General features: G+C 71.1%; 15 protein-coding genes. 14 read left to right on the top strand and 1 reads right to left on the bottom strand.

Translation table 11 applies throughout. From position 1 onward, the window contains the following. Nucleotides 1-38 precede the first annotated feature (38 nt). The 6 genes from OOK38_RS11765 (at nt 39) to OOK38_RS11740 (ending at nt 4,286) form a co-directional block, all read left to right on the top strand. Nucleotides 39-1,331, top strand: a complete 1,293-nt coding sequence (locus OOK38_RS11765; protein ID WP_266765783.1) for a TadA family conjugal transfer-associated ATPase — start codon at nt 39-41, stop codon at nt 1,329-1,331. A 36-nt stretch (nt 1,332-1,367) separates the two neighbouring features. Beyond that, complete coding sequence (locus OOK38_RS11760) at nt 1,368-2,240, top strand: type II secretion system F family protein (RefSeq protein ID WP_266761100.1); 873 nt, start codon at nt 1,368-1,370, stop codon at nt 2,238-2,240. Further along, a complete protein-coding gene (locus OOK38_RS11755; RefSeq protein ID WP_266761102.1) occupies nt 2,237-3,019 on the top strand; it encodes a type II secretion system F family protein in 783 nt (260 codons plus the stop codon). Before OOK38_RS11760 ends, OOK38_RS11755 begins: the two co-directional genes overlap by 4 nt. 166 nt (nt 3,020-3,185) lie before the next feature. Further along, nucleotides 3,186-3,356: a DUF4244 domain-containing protein gene (locus tag OOK38_RS11750; protein WP_266761104.1), complete on the top strand. Its 171-nt coding sequence runs from the start codon at nt 3,186-3,188 to the stop codon at nt 3,354-3,356. Next, nucleotides 3,343-3,750, top strand: coding sequence for a TadE family type IV pilus minor pilin (locus OOK38_RS11745; protein ID WP_266761106.1), 408 nt, complete (start codon nt 3,343-3,345; stop codon nt 3,748-3,750). The genes OOK38_RS11750 and OOK38_RS11745 overlap by 14 nt, the downstream gene beginning before the upstream one ends. A gap of 32 nt (nt 3,751-3,782) precedes the next feature. Beyond that, nucleotides 3,783-4,286 (top strand): Rv3654c family TadE-like protein, encoded by a 504-nt coding sequence (locus OOK38_RS11740; RefSeq protein ID WP_266761108.1) that lies wholly within the window; start codon nt 3,783-3,785, stop codon nt 4,284-4,286. 92 nt (nt 4,287-4,378) lie between these two features. On the opposite strand, the gene OOK38_RS11735 is transcribed toward OOK38_RS11740, so the two are convergent. Beyond that, nucleotides 4,379-6,952 carry a DEAD/DEAH box helicase gene (locus OOK38_RS11735; RefSeq protein WP_266848392.1) on the bottom strand — a complete coding sequence of 858 codons (2,574 nt, stop codon included), beginning with the start codon at nt 6,950-6,952 and terminating at the stop codon, nt 4,379-4,381. A gap of 80 nt (nt 6,953-7,032) precedes the next feature. Here OOK38_RS11735 and bldG point away from each other — a divergent pair, with 80 nt between their 5' ends. The 8 genes from bldG to tmk all read left to right on the top strand — a co-directional run bounded on the left by bldG (nt 7,033) and on the right by tmk (nt 21,234). Further along, nucleotides 7,033-7,386 carry an anti-sigma factor antagonist BldG gene (bldG, locus tag OOK38_RS11730; protein WP_028799135.1) on the top strand — a complete coding sequence of 118 codons (354 nt, stop codon included), beginning with the start codon at nt 7,033-7,035 and terminating at the stop codon, nt 7,384-7,386. Between the two features lie 100 nt (nt 7,387-7,486). Beyond that, the gene (locus OOK38_RS11725) at nt 7,487-7,924 is read left to right on the top strand and encodes an ATP-binding protein (protein ID WP_266761112.1); all 438 of its coding nucleotides are present in this window, start codon (nt 7,487-7,489) and stop codon (nt 7,922-7,924) included. A 326-nt stretch (nt 7,925-8,250) separates the two neighbouring features. Then, nucleotides 8,251-10,659, top strand: a complete 2,409-nt coding sequence (locus OOK38_RS11720; RefSeq protein ID WP_266761114.1) for a sodium-translocating pyrophosphatase — start codon at nt 8,251-8,253, stop codon at nt 10,657-10,659. 231 nt (nt 10,660-10,890) lie between these two features. Continuing rightward, the gene (locus OOK38_RS11715; protein ID WP_266761116.1) at nt 10,891-11,487 is read left to right on the top strand and encodes a small secreted protein; all 597 of its coding nucleotides are present in this window, start codon (nt 10,891-10,893) and stop codon (nt 11,485-11,487) included. A gap of 203 nt (nt 11,488-11,690) precedes the next feature. Further along, nucleotides 11,691-13,220, top strand: coding sequence for a class I SAM-dependent methyltransferase (locus OOK38_RS11710; RefSeq protein WP_266761118.1), 1,530 nt, complete (start codon nt 11,691-11,693; stop codon nt 13,218-13,220). A gap of 1,278 nt (nt 13,221-14,498) precedes the next feature. Beyond that, nucleotides 14,499-14,696 carry a hypothetical protein gene (locus OOK38_RS11705; RefSeq protein WP_266761120.1) on the top strand — a complete coding sequence of 66 codons (198 nt, stop codon included), beginning with the start codon at nt 14,499-14,501 and terminating at the stop codon, nt 14,694-14,696. A 248-nt stretch (nt 14,697-14,944) separates the two neighbouring features. Then, a complete protein-coding gene (gene topA / locus OOK38_RS11700) occupies nt 14,945-17,758 on the top strand; it encodes a type I DNA topoisomerase (protein ID WP_266761122.1) in 2,814 nt (937 codons plus the stop codon). Nucleotides 17,759-17,865: 107 nt separating this feature from the next. After that, complete coding sequence (gene tmk / locus OOK38_RS11695; protein WP_266761124.1) at nt 17,866-21,234, top strand: dTMP kinase; 3,369 nt, start codon at nt 17,866-17,868, stop codon at nt 21,232-21,234. Nucleotides 21,235-21,367: the final 133 nt, after the last annotated feature.

The following is a 21,367-nucleotide window of genomic DNA, read 5'->3' as shown; positions in this document are numbered from 1 at the left end:
CCCGCCCGACGGACGCACGGGACGGCCCAGGAGGCGCCCTGCCCGGAGGAACGGAGGCGTGGGACGGGCCCGGCGACGGGGCGGACGGACGTGCGGGGCTGTTGGACGGCGTGCGGCAATGGCTGGCGGAGAGCGGCTCCGAGCCGACCCCCGCGCGGGTGGCGCAGGCGCTGCGCGAACAGGGGCGGGTTCTCGGGGACGCCGAAGTCCTCGGCGCGGCCGAGCGGTTGCGCTCCGAGCTGGTCGGCAGCGGCCCGCTGGAACCGCTGCTCGCCGACCCGTCGGTGACCGATGTGCTGGTGTCGGCGCCCGACCGGGTGTGGGTCGACCGGGGTGGCGGCCTGGAGCTGACCGCCGTGACCTTTCCGGACGCGGCAGCCGTACGACGTCTCGCGCAACGCCTCGCCGCTGTGGCCGGCAGAAGGCTTGACGACGCCCGCCCCTGGGTGGATGCCCGGCTGCCGGACGGGACACGACTGCACGCGGTGCTGCCACCGGTCGCCGTCGGTTCCACCTGCCTCTCCCTGCGTGTCGTACGGCCGCGCGCGTTCACCCTCGACGAGCTGGTTGCGGCAGGGACGGTGCCGCCCGGCGGGGACCGGGTGCTCAGAGCGCTGCTGGACGCCCGGTTGTCCTTCCTCATCAGCGGGGGCACGGGCTCCGGGAAGACGACCTTGCTGAGCGCGTTGCTGGGGCTGGTGGGTCCCGGGGAGCGGATCGTGCTCGCCGAGGACTCGGCGGAGCTGCGGCCCGACCATCCGCATGTGGTGCGTCTGGAAGGGCGGCCGGCCAACCAGGAGGGCGTCGGACTCGTCGCGCTCCACGATCTCGTCCGGCAGGCCCTGCGGATGAGACCGGACCGGCTGGTGGTCGGCGAGGTGCGCGGTCCCGAGGTCGTCTCGTTGCTGGCCGCTCTGAATACCGGCCATGAAGGCGGCTCCGGCACGGTCCACGCGAACGCGGCGGCGCAGGTCCCGGCCCGGCTGGAGGCCCTGGGCACAGCGGCCGGGCTCGACCGGGCGGCCCTGCACAGCCAGTTGGCGGCGGCACTGTCCGTGGTCCTGCATCTCGTGCGGGACCGGGCCGGACGGCGCCGGATCGCCGAGGTGCACGTGCTGGAACGCGATCCGTCGGGGCTGGTGGTGACGGTGCCGGCGCTGAGGTGGGGTGAGGACGCCTTCGCGTACGAGCGGGGGTGGGAGCGGCTGCGAGGGCTGCTCCGGGACGGGAGCGAGGGAGGCCGCGGGCCGATTCGGTCCGGGACGGAGGGAGTTCCGCGGGACAGGTGGAGTGCAACGAGTCCTTCGGATGGAAGGACGCCGGGGACGTGACGGGGTTCGGGCGGCGGAATACGAACGGGGAGCGGGATGGGGATCGGTGAGATGGCGGACGCGCCCGCTGGGGCGGCCATGGCGTGTGCCGGGATCGCGGCCTGGCTGATCGGCGGACGGGACTCGGGGGCACGCAGAGCGAGACTGCTGCTCGCCGGTGGCGGGGTGGCGACGGGGCCGCCCCGGTGGGAACGGGTCCTTGTCGACTGGCGGCGATTGCGCGGGAGGATGCGGCCCGAACTCTGGTCTCTGGTGGCGGGATCGGTGATCGCGGTGCTGGGCGCCTCGGTACTGCCGCTCCTCCTCGGGGCGGCCGGAGTGCCACTGCTGGGGAGGGTGCGGCGGGCGGGAGAGGCCCGGCGGGAGCGGGAGCGGCGCGGCGACACGGTGATCGCCCTGTGTGGTGCCATCGCCGGCGAGGTACGGGCCGGACGTCAGCCCGGCGAGGCGCTGCTCGGAGCCGCGCGTGACTCGGACGGACTCGGTGACGCGCAGCCGGTGGTTCTGGCCGCGGCGCGGTTCGGCGGAGACGTGCCGGGTGCGCTCACCGAGGCGGCACGGCAACCCGGCGCCGACGGTCTGGTGGGGCTCGCCGCGTGCTGGCGCGTGGCCGTGGACCGGGGTGCGGGACTCGCGGCCGGTCTGGACCGGCTGGAAGGCGCGCTGCGTGCAGAGCGCGATCAAAGAGCGGACATGCGTGCCCAGTTGGCCGGGTCGCGCTCTACGGCCTCGATGCTCGCGGGGCTGCCGGTCCTCGGTCTGCTGTTCGGCACCGCGCTCGGCGCGGACCCGCTGCACGTGCTGTTGCACACCGCTCCCGGGCTGGGCTGTCTGCTGGTCGGCGGCGTGCTGGAGGCCGTGGGGCTGTGGTGGGCGCTGAGGATCGTCCGAGGGGCGGAGACGGCATGAGCGCGGAAGTTGTCCACAGGCTGGGGGTAGTTGTGTGCGGAGTGCTCCTGGTCGGCTCGTCGGTCCGCTGGCTCGGGTCGGTGCGGCGCGACAGGAGAGCACGCAGGCGGCTGGCCGAGTTGCTGTGCCCGAAGACGGCGCCGTCGCCGAGGCGCCACGACGTACGGGGCTACGGCCGGCGGTGGCTGCCCGCGCTGGGGGCGGTGTGCGCAGGCTGGGTTCTGATCGGAGGCCTGCCCGGGATTCTGGTGGGACTGGCGGCCGGATTCGGGGTCCGGCGGTGGCGTCGGCGGCGGAATCCGGCGCCGCTGGAGGAGTACGACAGGGCGCGGGCAGCTCGCCAACTACCGCTCGCTGCCGACTTGGTGGCCGCCTGCATCGCGGCAGGGGCGAGCCCTGTGACGGCGGCACAGGCCGTCGGCGAGGCCCTGGGCGGACCGGTGGGTGAACGGCTGGCTCGGGGCGCGGCGGAGGTGCGGCTCGGGGGTGAGCCGGTCGATGCGTGGCGGAGCCTGGCGTCGATACCGGGTGCCCGCGGGTTGGCGCGCCTGCTGGAGCGGGCGGGCGAGTCGGGCGTCCCGGCGGCTGTGCCGGTCGGCCGGCTCGCGGCGGAGGCCCGAGCCGAGTGGGGACGCACCGCGACGGCGCGGGCACGCCGGGCGGCCGTCATGGTCACCGCGCCCGTGGGGCTGTGTTTTCTGCCCGCTTTCCTCGCTATCGGCGTGCTGCCCGTGGTGATCGGGCTGGCCGGCGGGTTGCTGCGAGGGGGTGGTGGGTGACGAGCGAGAGGTGCGGCGAGCGGTGAATGGCAAGTGGACGAAATGGCCGACAGGCCTGGACCTTACGGGGGTTGAAATGCGCAGGACGGTACGAGTTCTCGGACAAGGACGAGTGCAGGGACGCGGGCGGGAGCAAGGGCGAGGGCGTGTACGGACTCGGGTCCGGATGCTGGCGTCGGCAATGCGGAGGGACACGGGAATGGTCACTTCCGAGTATGCGGTGGGTGTCATCGCTGCGGTGGCCTTCGCGGCCGCGCTCTACAAGGTCGTGACGAGCGGGCAGGTCGGTGAGGAACTGCAGGGCATCGTGGGGCGGGCGCTCAATGTCCAGATGTGAACGGGGCTTGCGGGCGGCCCTGTTGAGGGCCGGACCGGTCCGGCGTCGCGACGGTGGATTCGTCACGGCTGAGGCCGCCGTGGTGCTGCCCTCGCTGGTGCTCGTCGGCATGGCGCTGGTCTGGGCCCTGCTCGCCGCGTCCGCGCAGATCCAGTGCGTGGACGCGGCGAGGGCGGGCGCTCGAGCCGCGGCGCGCCAGGACTCACCGGAAGCGGTCCTGGCGACGACCCGCCGGGCCGCCCCGCCCGGCGCGAGGGTCACGGTGAGCCGGGAGGCGGACCTGGTCCGGGTGAGGGTCGGTGCGAGTACGCCGGGGCCCGCCGCGCTGTCCCTGGAACTGAGCGACGAGGCGGTGGCCTTGGCGGAGGAGACGGTGGGGGTGGTCGAGAGATGAGGCGCTGGAGTCGCCGGCGGCGTGGGCGATGGATGTGGTCGTTCGTTGTGAGCCGCTGGTGTGCGCGGTGGCGTGCGGCCTCGGACAGAGGATCGGACAGAGGATCGGCGACCGTCTGGACGGTGGGTGCGATCGCTGTGCTGTGCGCCGTCTTCGGAGCGGTGCTGGCGATGGGGCAGGCCGTCGTGGTGCGGCACCGGGCAGCGGGGGCGGCCGACTTGGCGGCCCTCGCCGCGGCGGACCGCTGGAGCGACGGCGGCGAGGTGGCCTGCGCCCGCGCCGACCGGGTGGCCCGGGCGCAGAGCGCGTGGCTCGTCCGGTGCGCGGTCGAGGGCGAGATCTCGGACGTGACGGCGGCATCCGGAAAGGGGCCGTTCACGGCGGAGGTCAGATCGAGGGCGGGACCTGCGGGCGGACCTGCGGGCGGACCTGCGGGGTCTGGCGGATCTACAGGAACTGCGGAGTCTTCAGGGCCGGCGGGATCTTCAGGATCCGTGGGGCCTGCGGGATCCGCGGAGCCCGAGACCGGCGGTTAAAGCTCCTGCGACCGCTTTCCTCGGGCCTAGGCCCCCACTTCCTCGGGTCTAGTTCCTCATTCCTCGCGTCTCGGCCTTCGCGCACTCGGGTTTCACTCTTCCGGCCCTGAGCCCTCGGCCTTCCGGTCCTGAGTTCTCGCCCCTGGCGTACCCAGCCCCGACTCCGTGCCCTCACTACCCCGGCTCTCACTCCTCCGGCCCTCTTCCGGCTCTGACTCCTCCGGCGCCGCTCGCAGCAACTCTGTGAGCAGGCGTACGGCGCCTCGTTTATGCAGGGGGTCGTTCCCGTTGCCGCACTTGGGGGACTGGATGCAGGAGGGGCAGCCGGCGTCGCACTCGCAGGAGGCGATGGCCTGGCGGGTGGCCGTGAGCCAGGAGTGGGCTGTGTGGAAGGCGCGCTCGGCGAATCCGGCGCCGCCCGGGTGGCCGTCGTACACGAAGACGGTCGGCAGGAGTGTGTCCGGGTGGAGGGGGACGGAGACGCCGCCGATGTCCCAGCGGTCGCAGGTGGCGAAGAGCGGCAGCATGCCGATCGAGGCGTGCTCGGCGGCGTGCAGCGCGCCTCCGAGGATCTCCGGATTGATCCGGGCCGCGTCCAATTGGTCCTCGGTGACCGTCCACCAGACGGCACGTGTGCGGAGCGTACGAGGAGGGAGGTCGAGTTTCGTCTCGCCGAGAACCTCACCGGTGATGACGCGTCGACGCAGGAAGGAGACGACTTGGTTGGTGACCTCGACGGAGCCGTAGCACAACCGGCCCTCGCCCCAGGGGACTTCGATGTCGGTCTCGAGCACGGAGATGGACGTGGTGTCGCGGGCGACCGTCGAATACGGCGGGCTGGCCTCCTCGACCAGTGCGACGGAGTCCTCCAGGTCCAGCTTGCGCACCAGGTACGTACGGCCCTGGTGCAGATGGACCGCGCCCTCGTGGACCGACGTGTGCGCGGCGGCCTCGTCGACCGTGCCGAGCAGGCGCCCGGTTCCGGATTCGACGATCTGCACCGGGCTGCCGCCGCCCCCGCGGATGTCGGTCAGGTCGGCGGCCCGCTCCCGGCGCGTCCAGTGCCAGGCCGTCGCCCGGCGACGGAGCAGCTTCGCGGCCTCCAGTTGCGGCAGCAGATCGGCGGTGGCGGGGCCGAACAGCTCCAGGTCGTCCTCCGTGAGCGGGATCTCGGAGGCGGCGGCGCACAGATGAGGGGCCAGGACGTACGGGTTGTCGGGGTCGAGGACCGTGGATTCCACCGGTTGGTCGAACAGGGCCTCGGGGTGGTGGACGAGGAACGTGTCCAGCGGGTCGTCGCGGGCGACCAGGATCGCCAGCGCGCCCTGCCCGGAACGGCCCGCGCGGCCCGCCTGCTGCCAGAGGGAGGCGCGGGTGCCCGGATAGCCGGCGATGACGACGGCGTCGAGGCCGGAGACGTCGACGCCGAGTTCGAGGGCGGTGGTGGCCGCGAGACCGAGGAGTTCGCCGGAGTGCAGCGCGCGTTCCAGGGCGCGGCGTTCCTCGGGGAGATAGCCACCCCGGTAGGCGGCGACGCGCCGGACGAGTGAGCGGTCGATCTCGGCCAGGCGTTCCTGGGCGATCACCGAGATCAGCTCGGCGCCACGGCGGGACCGTACGAAGGCGATCGAGCGCATGCCCTGGACGGTGAGGTCGGTCAGCAGATCGGCCGTTTCGGCGGTTGCGGTACGCCGGACGGGTGCACCTTTCTCGCCGTGCAGTTCGGTGAGCGGGGGCTCCCACAGGGCGAACACCAGTTCCCCTCGTGGGGAGGCGTCGTCGACGATCTCGACCACCGGGAGGCCGGTCAGACGGCGCGCGGCGACCGAGGGCTCGGCGGAGGTCGCGGAGGCCAGCAGGAAGACGGGAGAGGCGCCGTAGCGGGCGCACAGGCGGCGCAGGCGGCGCAGCACCTGGGCGACGTGGGAGCCGAAGACGCCGCGGTAGGTGTGGCATTCGTCGATGACGACGTAGCGCAGGGCGCGCAGGAAGGAGGACCAGCGGGGATGGGAGGGCAATATCCCGCGGTGCAGCATGTCGGGGTTGGTCAGGACGTAGTTGGCGTACTGGCGTACCCATTCGCGTTCCTCGAAGGGCGTGTCGCCGTCGTACACGGCTGGGCGTACGGCATTGCCCAGAGGTTGTGAAAGTTCCTTCACGGAGCGGCGCTGGTCGGCCGCCAGGGCCTTGGTGGGGGCCAGGTAGAGGGCGGTGGCACCCCGGCCGTTCGGGGCCTCGGAGCCGTCTAGGAGGGCCGTCAGGACCGGGGCGAGGTAGGCCAGGGACTTGCCGGAGGCGGTGCCGGTGGCGACGATCACCGACTCGCCGTCCAGGGCGTGCTCGGCGGCCTGTGCCTGGTGGGCCCAGGGGTGTTCGATGCCCGCGGCCTGCACCGCGGCGATGACCTCCGAACGGATCCGGTCGGGCCAGACGGCATGGCGACCCGCTCGCGGGGGCAAGTGCTCCGTATGAGTGATGCGCGAAGCCCGGCTCGGCCCCGAGGCGAGCCGGTCCAGGACGGTGCTCGGCGAGGGGCGGGAAACTGTGTCCGTCGAGGATCGATCGGATCGGTGATTCTTGGCCATCGGCATCGAGTGTGTCACTGGCGTGACGGACAATGGGCTCAAGGCGTCGTGCACGCCTGCCGGTAAGTGATTGAATGCCATCGCGGCTGGCGAACCGTCCCGGGGGCTCTGCCGAGGTGTCCCATGGGGCGACCGCTCGATAGCAAGGTGCTGGAGGATCCGTGGACCTGTCCCTGTCGACTCGCAATGTGTCCGGCCCTAATGGCGACCGTACGGTCGTCGAGGTCGGCGGCGAAATCGATGTATATACCGCGCCCAAGCTGCGGGAGCAGCTGGTCGAGCTGGTGAACGACGGCAGCTTCCACCTCGTCGTCGACATGGAGGGCGTGGACTTCCTCGACTCCACCGGTCTGGGCGTGCTGGTGGGCGGCCTGAAGCGTGTACGGGCCCATGAGGGCTCGCTGCGTCTGGTCTGCAACCAGGAGCGCATTCTGAAGATCTTCCGTATTACTGGTCTCACCAAGGTGTTCCCGATTCACACCTCGGTGGAGGAGGCGGTCAACGCGACCGACTGACCACCGGTCTCCCGGGTCGTGGGCCCGGCTTCGCAGAATTGGGGGACCGGGCCCACGGCCCGGCCCCCTGACAGCACGCCCGTAGTTCAGAGGGGGATGCATGGCCACCGTTGAACTCCGCTTCAGCGCGCTGCCCGAGCACGTCAGGACCGCCCGACTGGTGGCGGCAGCGGTGGCGCGCAGGGCCGGAGTGGACGAGGCCGTACTCGACGAGGTCAGGCTCGCCGTCGGCGAGGCCTGTACTCGTGCCGTCGGACTGCACCAGAGCAACGGCATCTCGGCGCCGGTGCAGGTGACGCTGATCGAGGAGGAGAAGCAGTTCTCCATCGAGGTCGGCGACGAGGCGCCGGGTTCGGTGCCCGGAGGAGCGGCGTCCGGCGCCGCTTCCGGTGGATCGGACGCGGAAACCGAGGAGGACGAGATGGGCCTCGCGGTCATCAGCGGCCTCGTCGACGATGTGGAAGTCACCGCCGGAGAACACGGCGGACTGATCAGGATGAGCTGGCCCACTACGCCGCCGGCCGTGGCTCTTTCCTGACAACCGCTTCTGTTTTTTGCCCCGAAGGGCCCTACTCGGTGGGGCCCTTCGGCATGTCCGGGCTGGCATGTCAGGGCTCTTGCGCGCGTCCCCGAGTTGATCGCGCCCGGCGTTTCGTGAATTCATTCACGATCAGTCGCGTGATAATTGGATCAAGCGTCAACGCTTCTGGGGCATTACTGCTTTTGGGTTCCGTGGACGCCTGTCGATCATTTGCTGAAGAGCATGTGAAGACTAATTCCGCTTACCGCGCACTGTTTTGATCAGGTTCCGGTACCTACAATCCGTCCACATCTTGAGCTCAGCCCAAGCGTCAAGGAGGACGAATGGCGGGGCTTTCTACCCCTCATCAGTTTGACCACCCCACAACCCTCGCGGCCGCGGTTCTGACGGACGACAACCGTCTCATCGTGATGGTCATCGCGGTCGTCGCCGTGGCGGCGCTCGTGGTCGCCGGGATCCTGGTCCGCCAGGTTCTCGCGGCAGGCGAGGGCACCGACAGCATGAAGGAGATCGCGACGGCGATCCAGGAAGGCGCGAATGCCTACCTGGGACGTCAGATGCGCACGCTCGGCGTATTCGCCGCCGTGGTGTTCTTCCTGCTCATGCTGCTGCCCGCGGACGACTGGAATCAGCGCGCCGGACGGTCGATCTTCTTCTTGATCGGCGCGGTGTTCTCGGCGACCACCGGTTATATCGGTATGTGGCTCGCCGTACGGAGCAATGTCCGCGTGGCCGCCGCGGCACGGGAAGCGACTCCGGCGGAGGGTGAGCCCGAAAAGGATCTCACCGCTGTCTCGCACAAAGCCATGAAGATCGCTTTCCGCACCGGCGGCGTCGTCGGCATGTTCACGGTGGGGCTCGGTCTGCTGGGCGCCTCCTGTGTGGTGCTCGTGTACGCGGCCGACGCGCCGAAGGTCCTGGAGGGCTTCGGTCTCGGCGCGGCACTGATCGCCATGTTCATGCGTGTCGGCGGCGGCATCTTCACCAAGGCCGCCGACGTCGGCGCCGACCTGGTCGGCAAGGTCGAGCAGGGCATTCCGGAGGACGACCCGCGCAATGCCGCGACCATCGCCGACAACGTGGGCGACAACGTCGGCGACTGCGCCGGCATGGCCGCGGACCTCTTCGAGTCGTACGCCGTCACGCTCGTCGCCGCGCTGATCCTCGGCAAGGTGGCGTTCGGCGACTCCGGGCTCGCGTTCCCGCTGATCGTGCCCGCGATCGGCGTACTCACCGCGATGATCGGCATCTTCGCGGTGGCGCCCCGGCGCTCCGACCGCAGCGGCATGACCGCGATCAACCGTGGTTTCTTCATCTCCGCGGCGATCTCGCTCGTGCTGGTCGCCCTGGCCGTCTACATCTACCTCCCGGGGACCTACGCCGAGCTGGAAGGTGTCACGGACGCGGCGATCAAGGCCAAGGGCGGCGATCCGCGGATCCTCGCGGTCGTCGCCGTCGCGATCGGCATCGTGCTGGCCGCCCTGATCCAGCAGCTGACCGGCTACTTCACCGAGACAACCCGCCGTCCCGTGCGGGACATCGGCAAGAGTTCGCTGACCGGCGCGGCCACCGTCGTCCTCGCCGGCATCTCCATCGGTCTCGAATCGGCCGTCTACACCGCCCTGTTGATCGGCCTCGGCGTGTACGGGGCGTTCCTGCTGGGCGGTACGTCGATCATGCTGGCGCTGTTCGCGGTGGCGCTCGCCGGAACCGGCCTGCTCACCACGGTCGGTGTCATCGTCGCGATGGACACCTTCGGTCCCGTCTCCGACAACGCGCAGGGCATCGCCGAGATGTCCGGCGACGTCGAGGGCGCGGGCGCGCAGGTGCTCACCGACCTGGACGCCGTCGGCAACACCACCAAGGCCATCACCAAGGGCATCGCCATCGCCACCGCCGTCCTGGCGGCCTCGGCCCTCTTCGGCTCGTACCGTGACGCGATCACCACGGCGGCGAGCGACGTGGGTGAGAAGGTCTCCGGCCCCGGCGCGCCGATGAACCTGATGATGGACATCTCGCAGCCCAACAACCTGGTGGGTCTCATCGCGGGCGCCGCGGTCGTCTTCCTCTTCTCGGGGCTGGCGATCAACGCGGTGTCGCGGTCCGCCGGAGCGGTGGTCTATGAGGTGCGGCGGCAGTTCCGCGAGCACCCCGGGATCATGGACTACTCCGAGAAGCCCGAGTACGGGCGCGTCGTCGACATCTGCACCAAGGACGCGCTGCGCGAACTGGCCACACCAGGCCTGCTCGCGGTGCTCACGCCGATCGCCATCGGGTTCACGCTCGGCGTCGGCGCGCTCGGCTCGTTCCTCGCGGGCGCCATCGGCACCGGCACGCTGATGGCCGTCTTCCTCGCCAACTCCGGTGGCGCGTGGGACAACGCCAAGAAACTCGTCGAGGACGGCCACCACGGCGGCAAGGGCAGCGAGGCCCACGCCGCGACGGTGATCGGCGACACGGTCGGTGACCCCTTCAAGGACACGGCGGGCCCCGCGATCAACCCGCTGCTGAAGGTCATGAACCTGGTGTCGCTGCTGATCGCTCCGGCGATCGTCAAGTTCTCGTACGGCGACGACAAGAGCGTCGGTGTACGGGTGTTCATCGCCGTCTTCGCGATCCTCGTGATCGTGGGCGCCGTGTACATCTCCAAGCGGCGCGGGATCGTCATGGGAGATGAGGAAGGCAACGACGAAGGGGTCGCCAAGTCGGCCGATCCGGCGGTGGTTTCCTAGCTCACAGGTTCTGCGCCTGATGCGGTACGGAATTTCCGTGCCTGGTCAGGGAAGGGGCCAACGGGCGGGTGGACGGCGCGTGTTGACGCGCTGTGCGCCCGCCCTGTGTGTGTTCACACCCGCGTCGTGAGCCTTCTCTCGCTTGGTGCAAATGGCTTTAATAGGTGTCTTAGCGGACATTCGACATATGGGTGTCGCCCACATGGCGTGTATGTTCCGGGGCCGAGGGCCATGGAAGGGACCAAACCGGTGAACAAGAAGCTCGCGGCCGCACTGTCCGGCGGTGCGGTACTGGTACTCGCGCTGTCGGGATGCAGCAGCAGCGACGACGACGGCAACGACAAGCTGGACTCCTGGGCCAAGCAGGTCTGTGACGCGGTGAAGCCGCAGGCACAGAAGATCGAGGCCGCGAACGCCGCGATCCAGAAGCAGACCTCGGACAACAGCACGCCGGACGACGTTCAGAACACAGACGCACAGGCCTTCCAGGACATGTCCGACGCCTACAAGGCGATCGGCAGCGCCGTCGACAACGCGGGAGCGCCGAACGTCGACGGCGGGAAGGCGAAGCAGACCAACGCGGTCAAGGAACTCAACGACATCTCCGCGTCGTACGCCAAGCTGAAGGCGCAGGTCGACAAGCTCGACACCAAGGACCAGGCCAAGTTCGCCGATGGCCTCAAGGACATCGCGACCCAGCTCGACAAGCTGAGCCAGAGCGGGAACGACGCCCTGAAGAAGCTTGAGGAGGGCGAGGTGGGACAGGCGATGGCCCAGCAGACGAGCTGCAAGTCGGCTTCCGGGTCCCCGGCGACCGCCAAGGGCTGAGTCTCCGGAGGCGCCCGCGACGGTGCCGAGGGGACTCCCGCCGGCTGCCGAGGAGGAAGCTCCGGGGGGAGCCCCCTCGGCGGTGATCGTCTGTTCGACCGAATGAGAGCCCGGCGCGGGTGCGTGCCGGGCTCTCGGCACACGCTGTCCACACGTGAGGCTCTGTCCACAGGTGTGGGTGCCGGTGGGCGATAGCGGACACAATGGGAGGCGTGAGTCACACCAGCCTGTCACCGTTGCCCTCGTCCGATCGTCCCGACGTCGCCGCCCGGCTGCGGAGCGCCCTGCTCGACGCCTCCTTCACCGCCGACGGACTCCTCGACCTGCTCGGCGCCCCCGCGTACGCGGCACTGGCGCGCAGCGAGACCGTGCCCGCCCTCCGGGCGACCCGTGGGGACACACCGCTGGAGACGCTCGTACGGCTGTTCCTGCTGCAGCAGCCCGTGCCGCACGCGCGTGTGGTGGACGTGCTGCCCGTCGGGGACGCTCTGGAGAGCGGCTGGCTGACCCGGGCGGGCGCGGACGAGGTCGCGGCGAGCGTCGACATCCGGCCCTACGGCGGGCCCGGCGGCGAGGACTGGTTCATCGTGTCCGACCTCGGATGCGCCGTCGGCGGCGCGGGCGGCATCGGCAGCCGGGAGGAAGGGGTCGTCCTGGGCGTGGGAGGCGCCTCCACGACCCTCGCCGGCCTCACCGTGCGCACGCCCGTCGACTCCGCGCTCGACCTCGGTACCGGCTCCGGAATCCAGGCCCTGCACGTCGCGCAGCACGCCACGCGCGTGACCGCGACCGACCTGAACCCCCGCGCGCTGCACATCACCGCGCTCACCCTCGCCCTCTCCGGCGCCCCGGCCGCCGACCTGCGCGAGGGCTCCCTCTTCGAGCCCGTCCGCGCCGACGAGACCTACGACCTGATCGTCTCGAACCCGCCCTTCGTGATCTCGCCCGGCGCCCGGCTGACGTACCGCGACGGGGGAATGGGCGGGGACGATCTGTGCCGCACGCTCGTTCAGCAGTCGGGGGACCGGCTGAACCCAGGGGGATACGCCCAGTTCCTGGCCAACTGGCAGCACGTGGAAGGCGAGGACTGGCAGGACCGGCTGCGGTCCTGGGTGCCGCGTGGCTGCGACGCGTGGATCGTGCAGCGCGAGGTGCAGGACGTCACGCAATACGCGGAGTTGTGGCTCCGCGACGCCGGTGACCACCACGCCGACCCGGCCGATTACCAGGCGCGCTACGACGCGTGGCTCGACGAGTTCGAGGCGCGCAAGGTGAAGGCCGTCGGGTTCGGATGGATCACGCTGCGCAGGACGGCGGCCGCCGAGCCCTCGATCACGGTCGAGGAGTGGCCGCACTCGATCGAGCAGCCGCTCGGCGAGGCCGTGCGCGCGCACTTCGACCGGGTCGACTATCTGCGGCAGCACGACGACGCGGGTCTGCTCGCCGGTCACTTCAAGCTCGTGGCGGAGGTCATGCAGGAGCAGGTCGGACTGCCCGGGGCCGAGGATCCGGAGCATGTGGTGCTGCGTCAGCACCGTGGAATGCGCCGGGCCACCAAGGTGGACACGGTCGGCGCCGGCTTCGCCGGGGTGTGCGACGGCACGCTGAGCGCGGGGCGCATCCTCGACGCCATCGCCCAACTGGTGGGCGAGGATCCGGTGTTGCTGCGCGACCGGACGCCCGCGCAGATCCGCCTGCTGGTGGAGCAGGGGTTCCTGGAGCCGGTGAAGTAGGGACTGGGGTTGGGGCTGGAGCTGGGATTTCGGGCGGCGAGCGGGAGGTGGGGTTGAGGCTGGGCCTGGGTTGAGCCTGGACCTGGGCTGAGCCGGGGGCTGGGTTGAGCCGGGACCTGGGCTGAGCCTGCGCTGGGTTGAGGCTAGGTCGGTGGAGGGGTCGGCGCGGCGTTCGGGTACGGGCTTCGACAGGCACCGGATCGGCCTTGAGCCGGGGCGAGGCTGAGTCTGCGCTGGGTTGAGGCCAGGTCGGCGGAGGGGTCGGCCCGGCGTTCGGGTACGGGCTTCGACAGGCACCGGATCGGCCTTGAGCCGGGGCGAGGCTGAGTCTGCGCTGGGTTGAGGCTAGGTCGGTGGAGGGGTCGGCGCGGCATTCGGGTACGGGCTTCGACAGGCACCGGATCGGCGTCCTCCACGAGGATCGGATCGGCGTCCTCCACGAGGATCGGGTCGGCATTCTCCCCAGGGATGGGAAACAGGCCAACATCCGTTCGGTGGCGGATGCTTCCGGCCATCTCTCCCGCGCGTGCCGTTCACCTCGGCGACTGCGGCGACTGCGGCGACTGCGGCGTCGCGCTTCAGCCGGAGTCCCGCGAACCCTGGCCCATCGTTCCGCCACCGCTCACCGCTCACCGCCACAGTCACGGTCCTCGCCACGGTCACCGCATCGCCACAGCCTCCGTCGATCGCCGCTGCCGCCGTCCCCCTCCGTCGCAGCCTCGTCCCCCTCCGTCGCAGTCTCGCCCCCGCCTCCGGCATCGCCTGCGCTCTCCCGCTCAGCCATCACCACGGCCGGAATCCTCAGCACACCGTCCGCCCCGCCGCCGCGCCGCGCCCTGACCGTGGCCGCGCCGCGCCGCGCCGCGGTCACGGTCAGGGGCATAGGGGCGGAGATCCACATCGGCATGGATATCGAGGCGGGCTCGGTCCTGGGAAATGGCTTGGGGAAATGGCCCGCGAGAAAAAGCGAGAAGAAGGGGATCGGTTGCGGGAAAGCTACGCGGTGGTTGGTGCCTGTCGCGTCGGGTGACCGGGATGGAGGCGGAGGTGTTCGGCCGGCTGGGCGATGAAGGGGGACGGGAACGACGGATTCGCCACAGTCGGGTGGGCGGCGGGCCGCGCCGAGGAGAAGAGGACGACCGGGCGCACGGCGCCGCCGGGTACGGTGTGGGCGCCCCATGGGGCGCCGGTCGCCCGGCGTTCACCGTGGGTTCGCCCGTCCGCTGCCGGGGCGTGTCAGCCTCCCGAGCCTGAGACTCGGGGCGGAAGGACAGAACCATGGAAAGCGGACCGGCGATCTTCGCAGGGGTGGTGTTCACCCTGTTCGGAGGGGGACTCCTGGCCTGGACCGTGGTCCGGGTGCAGCAGGGCGAGTCCGTCGCCCACGGTGTGAACCGCGTCGCATCGGCGACCCTCGCGAGCGTCGCCGGGAGCGGGGCGCTGGCGCTGGGAATGTGGTGCTTCACGCGCGTGTGAAACCGCGCGTGAGGACCGGGACTCCGGTAACTGGGAAGTTACCCTCCGGATAGGCCCGAAAGAGCTGGTCGGCACTCCGGGCGGCAGGAATGGCGGTAGTCGGGTTACCGTTCGAGTGGCCGTTGCGGGCTTTTCCCGTTTGACACGGGGGCGGGATGTACCGTCACACTCCGCAGCGTCAGCATGACCCGATCCCTCGGGAGTCAAGCACCGAGGAGATTCCGCGTCGACCGGAGAGAAGAGCGAAGTTGTCCCCGACCAGCGACACCGCACACGGCGGCCGCCGACTCGTCATCGTCGAGTCGCCTGCCAAGGCGAAGACGATCAAGGGCTATCTCGGCCCCGGCTATGTCGTCGAAGCGAGCGTCGGGCACATCCGCGACCTCCCGAACGGTGCCGCGGAGGTGCCGGAGAAGTACACCGGCGAGGTCCGCCGCCTCGGTGTGGACGTCGAGAATGACTTCCAGCCGATCTACGTGGTCAACGCCGACAAGAAGGCCCAGGTCAAGAAGCTCAAGGACCTGCTGAAGGACTCCGACGAACTCTTCCTCGCCACCGATGAGGACCGCGAGGGCGAAGCCATCGCGTGGCACCTCCTGGAGGTCCTGAAGCCCAAGGTTCCCGTCCACCGGATGGTCTTCCACGAGATCACCAAGGACGCGATCCGCAGCGCCGTCGCCAACCCGCGCGAGCTCAACAAGCGCATGGTCGACGCCCAGGAGACCCGCCGCATCCTCGACCGCCTCTACGGCTACGAGGTCTCGCCGGTCCTGTGGAAGAAGGTCATGCCGCGGCTGTCGGCGGGCCGCGTCCAGTCCGTGGCGACCCGGCTCGTCGTCGAGCGGGAGCGCGAGCGCATCGCCTTCCGTTCCGCCGAGTACTGGGACCTGACCGGCACCTTCGGCACCGGCCGCACCGGTGACGCGAGCGACCCGTCCAACCTGATCGCCCGCCTCACCTCGGTCGACGGCAAGCGCGTCGCCCAGGGCCGCGACTTCGACTCGCTGGGCCAGATCAAGGGCGCGAACACGCTCCACCTGGACGAGACGAACGCCCGCGCGCTCGCCACCGCCCTCCAGGACACGAACTTCGCGGTCCGCTCGGTCGAGTCCAAGCCCTACCGCCGCTCGCCGTACGCGCCGTTCCGTACGACGACGCTCCAGCAGGAGGCCTCGCGCAAGCTCGGCTTCGGCGCGAAGGCGACCATGCAGGTGGCCCAGAAGCTGTACGAGAACGGCTTCATCACCTACATGCGTACGGACTCCACGACTCTGTCGGAAACGGCGGTCACCGCCGCCCGTGCCCAGGTCACGCAGCTGTACGGCGCCGACTACCTGCCGGCCCAGCCGCGCACGTACGCCGGGAAGGTCAAGAACGCGCAGGAGGCGCACGAGGCGATCCGTCCCTCGGGTGATCGTTTCCGCACCCCGGCCGAGACCGGACTGACCGGCGACCAGTTCAGGCTGTACGAGCTGATCTGGAAGCGGACCGTCGCCTCCCAGATGAAGGACGCGGTCGGCAACTCCGTCACCGTGAAGATCGCGGGCCGCGCGGCCGACGGCCGTGACGCCGAGTTCAGCGCGTCCGGCAAGACGATCACCTTCCACGGCTTCCTGAAGGCGTACGTCGAGGGCGCGGACGACCCGAACGCCGAGCTCGACGACCGCGAGCGCCGCCTCCCGCAGGTCGGTGAGGGCGACCCGCTGTCCGTCGAGGAGATCACCGTCGACGGGCACGCCACCAAGCCCCCGGCCCGCTACACCGAGGCGTCCCTCGTCAAGGAGCTCGAAGAGCGCGAGATCGGCCGCCCGTCGACGTACGCGTCGATCATCGGCACGATCCTCGACCGCGGTTACGTCTTCAAGAAGGGGACGGCCCTTGTGCCCTCCTTCTTGTCGTTCGCCGTGGTCAACCTCCTGGAGAAGCACTTCGGGCGGCTTGTCGACTACGACTTCACCGCCAAGATGGAGGACGACCTCGACCGCATCGCCCGCGGTGAGGCGCAGGCCGTGCCGTGGCTGAGGCGCTTCTACTTCGGTGAGGGCGAGGCGACCGGTGCCGCCGAGGCCGGCAACGGCGACGGCGACCACCTGGGCGGCCTCAAGGAACTCGTCACCGACCTGGGCGCCATCGACGCCCGCGAGGTGTCCTCGTTCCCGGTCGGCAACGACATCGTGCTGCGCGTCGGCCGCTACGGCCCGTACGTCGAGCGCGGCGAGAAGGACTCCGAGAACCACCAGCGCGCCGACGTGCCCGAGGACCTGGCCCCGGACGAGCTGACGGTCGACCTCGCCGAGGAACTGCTCGCCAAGCCGAGCGGCGACTTCGAGCTCGGCGCCGACCCGCAGTCGGGTCACCAGATCATCGCCAGGGACGGCCGCTACGGCCCGTACGTCACCGAGGTGCTCCCCGAGGGCACCCCGAAGACGGGCAAGAACGCCGTCAAGCCGCGTACCGCATCGCTGTTCAAGTCGATGGCGCTCGACACGGTGACCCTGGACGACGCCCTCAAGCTGATGTCCCTGCCGCGTGTCGTCGGCAAGGACGCCGAAGGCGTCGAGATCACCGCGCAGAACGGCCGTTACGGGCCCTACCTGAAGAAGGGCACGGACTCGCGGTCGCTCACCGCCGAGGACCAGCTCTTCACCATCACGCTCGAAGAGGCGCTGGAGATCTACTCCCAGCCCAAGCAGCGTGGCCGTGCGGCCGCCAAGCCGCCGCTGAAGGAGCTGGGCGAGGACCCGGTCAGCCAGAAGCCCGTCGTGGTCAAGGACGGCCGTTTCGGTCCGTACGTGACCGACGGCGAGACCAACGCGACCCTGCGCTCCGGCGACAGCGTCGAGGACATCACGCCGGAGCGCGGCTACGAGCTGCTCGCCGAGAAGCGTGCCAAGGGTCCGGCCAAGAAGACCGCGAAGAAGACGGCCGCCAAGAAGGCGCCCGCCAAGAAGGCACCGGCCAAGAAGACCGCCGCCAAGAAGACGACGGCGTCGAAGACGGCCGCCAAGAAGGCGCCGGCCAAGAAGACCGCCGCGAAGAAGACGGCTGCCTCCGAAGGCTGACTTTCTCCACGTCAGAGAAGTGGACGCCTCTACACCATTTGGTGTGGGGGCGTCCGTATGTTCGGGCACCCCTTCGGGGAGTCAGTGGGTCCGGATAGGCTGGCAGGATGACGCGAGCCGAGCAGCCAACGGCCCACAATCGGGCCCCCGACGACGCCCTGGTCGCAGATTCACGCGAGCGCGCCGTTCGCGCGCTGCTGCGCCAACCGCAGTTGAAGCGGTTGTGGAGCGCACACCTCGTAGGAGGTGTCGCGGACGCGCTGGCCCTGCTCGTCCTGGTCGTCCTCGCCCTCCAGGCGGCGATCTCCGAGGGTTCCTTCGGCGGTGGCTACCGCGGGGCCGCCCTCGCCGTGGCGGCCGTCTTCGGAGTCCGCGTCCTCGCGACGCTGCTCTTCGGAGCCGTACTCCTCGGCCCCCTGACGTCGCTGACCTCCCCCGACGGGCTCCTCGACCGGCGCTGGACCATGCTCGGAGCCGACGGCCTGCGGGCCGTGCTCCTCATCGTCGCGCCGCTGTTCATCGACTGGACCCCGGACAACGCGCTCGCCGTCCTCCTCGTCATCGCGTTCGTGACCGGGGTCGCCGAGCGGTTCTGGACGGTGTGCCGGGAGAGCGCGGCGCCCGCGCTGCTGCCCGCCCCGCCGCTGGAAGGCGCCACGGTGCGCCCGCTGCCGGACCACATGGACGCGCTCCGGCGGCTGTCCCTGCGTACGGCGTTCATCTCGGTGCCGATCGCGGCCGCCGCCCTGGTAGCCGTCTCCCTGGTCAGCAACCTGCTGGGCGCCGGGATCGACTGGTTCGACCAGCACCAGGCCGCGCTCGCCTCGTACGTCGCGGCCGGACTGTTCGCGGCCTCCCTGTCGGTGGTCACCTTCCTCGAACTGCCCGACGCCCGCACCCCGCGCGCGCGGTCACCGCTCGAGGGACTGCGCCGCCCGAAGACGGGCACCGGCATCGACAAGGGCCGCACCGGCGCGATCCCACTCCTGGTGCCGGCCTGCGCCGCGGTCGCCGGCGCGATCTCGGCCGCCGTCGCCGTCTCCGTGCTGGAGGCCAAGGACCTGGGCGGCGGACCGGTGACGTACGGGCTGCTGGTGCTGGCCCTGACCGGCGGTGTCGTCGTCGGTATCCGCACAGCCCCCTCACTGCTCCCCTCACTGTCGCGGCGCAGGCTGCTCGCGATCGCCATCGCCTTCACCGGGGTCGCGCTGCTGGTCGCCGGACTCGTACCGGACGTCACCACCGTGCTGCTGATCGTGGCCTTCGCCGGTGTCGGCGCGGGTGTCGCCGCCAACACCGGGCACGCGCTGCTCGACCAGGAGGCCGAGGACTACCGGCGCGCCCGCACCACCGAGCACCTGCACGCGGTCGTCCGGGTCTTCGTGGCGGTCGGCGCGATCCTGGCGCCGCTGGTGGCCGCCGCGATCGGCCCGCACCGCCTGGAGAACGGCAAGTTCGTGTTCGCGCACGGCGGCGCCGCCTTCACGCTGATGCTGGTGGGCGCGCTCCTGCTGCCCGTCGCCGCCATGGTGCTCGCCAAGGTCGACGACCGGTCCGGGGTGCCGCTGCGCCAGGACCTGCTGGACGCGCTGCGCGGCGGCGACGACCCGGCGCAGATGCCCGCGACGAGCGGCTTCTTCATCGCCCTGGAGGGCGGCGACGGCGCCGGCAAGTCCACCCAGGCGCAGGCGCTCGCCGACTGGATCCGGGCCAAGGGCCACGAGGTCGTGGTGACCCGCGAGCCGGGCGCCACGCCGGTCGGCAAGCGGCTGCGCTCGATCCTCCTGGACGTGTCGTCCGCGGGTCTCTCGCACCGCGCCGAGGCGCTGCTGTACGCCGCCGACCGCGCGGAGCACGTCGACACGGTGGTGCGGCCCGCGCTGGAGCGGGGCGCCGTCGTCATCTCCGACCGTTACATCGACTCCTCCGTGGCCTACCAGGGCGCGGGCCGCGACCTGTCCCCGACGGAGATCGCCCGTATCAACCGCTGGGCGACGGACGGGCTCGTACCGCATCTGACGGTTCTGCTGGACGTGTCGCCGGAAGCCGCCCGTGAGCGGTTCACCGAGGCGCCCGACCGGCTGGAGTCGGAGCCGGTCGAGTTCCACACACGCGTGCGGTCCGGTTTCCTGACGCTCGCCGCCGCCGACCCGAGCCGCTACCTGGTCGTCGACGCCGCGCAGGAGCCGGAGGCCGTCACCACGGTCGTACGGCATCGGCTCGACGTGATGCTGCCCCTCTCCGAGGCCGAGGTGAAGGCCCAGGAGGAGGCCCGCAGGGCGGCCGAGGAGGAAGCCCGGCGCAAGGCCGAGGAAGAGGCCGCCCGCAAGGCCGAGGAGGAGCGCCTCGAGCGCGAGCGCCAGGCGCAGCTCGCGAAACTGCGCGCCGAGGAGGAGGAGCGCAAGCAGCGCGAGCTGGAAGAGGCTCAGCGGCGCGAGGCCGAGCGCCAGGCGGAGGAGGCCCGGCAGCGCGCCGAGGAGGCCCGCCGCCGCGCCGAGGAGGAGCGGGTCCGGCTTCTCGCCGAGGAACAGACCCGTGCCGCCGAGGCGGAGCGGGTGCGCAGGCAGGCCGAGGAGGAGGCACGGCTGCGTGCCGAGGCCGAGGCACGTCGCCTGGAGAAGCAGCGGAAGGCCGAGGAGGCGTTGCTGCGGGCCGAGGAGGCCCGACGGCTCGCCGCGGAGGCGGCTGCCGCTTCGGCGGCCGCGGCGGCTTCGGCCGAGGCCGCGGTGTCGAGCGCGGGAACGGGTACCGGGGCCGGTCCGAGGACTGGTGCCCCGACCGGTTCGGGCGCCGCTGCCGGGACAGGGCGCGACGCCGGAGAGGCTTCGACCGCCTCGGCATCCCCGTCCCCGTCCCCGTCCGTTGCAGGGTCTGCCTCCGCGGCTTCACGGGCCGCGGCGGCCTCCGTCTCGGACAACGAGACGACGCTGCCCACGCCGGTCGTGACCGACCGGGCGTCCGGCGGGCCGGCTGACGAGACCGCCGTGCTGCCGCCGGTGCGACCGGGTGCGGGCCGCGCGGGTACGCGTCCGGGGGCGCGCTCGGGGTCCCGCTCCGACGTCGAGGACACGGCCACGCTGCCGAAACCGCCGGTGCCGGGCGGGGCGGCCGACGAGACGGCGGTACTGCCGCCCGTCTCCCCGGGGCCGCGCGCGGCCGACGAGACGGCGGTCCTCCCTCCGGTGCGGGACCCGCGGGCCGGGGCCGACGCGCCGTCCGACGATCCCGCGGACCGGATGCCCCGGGGCTACTTCCGCGACGAGCGGCCGGCAGCCGGGCCGGAGGCTCCCGTCGACCGCACGCGTGAACTGCCGCAGGTGGACGAGACGGGTGCCCCGCGCCGCAGGCCCCGCCCCGACTGGGCCGAGGAGACCCCGCTCGACGACCTCCCGACCCTGGCGGACGAACTGCTGGGCCCGCGCGAGGACGACGAGGACTGGGACGAGGGACAGGGGCGCGGCGGACGGCGCCGCTAGGGCGCGCCGGGCGTCGCGGGGCGTACGAGGCTTCTGCGGGCCCGGACACGGGACCGGGGATCCGTGCGGGCACGTTCCCGGGACCGGGGATCAATGCGGGCACGTACCCGGACTCGGGGACTGGTGCGGGCAC

It is taken from the genome of Streptomyces sp. NBC_00568 (assembly GCF_026341855.1).
GTDB lineage: Bacteria > Actinomycetota > Actinomycetes > Streptomycetales > Streptomycetaceae > Streptomyces.
The sequence above is the reverse complement of the archived record's forward strand: the minus strand, read 5'-3'. Positions and strand labels throughout refer to the sequence as shown.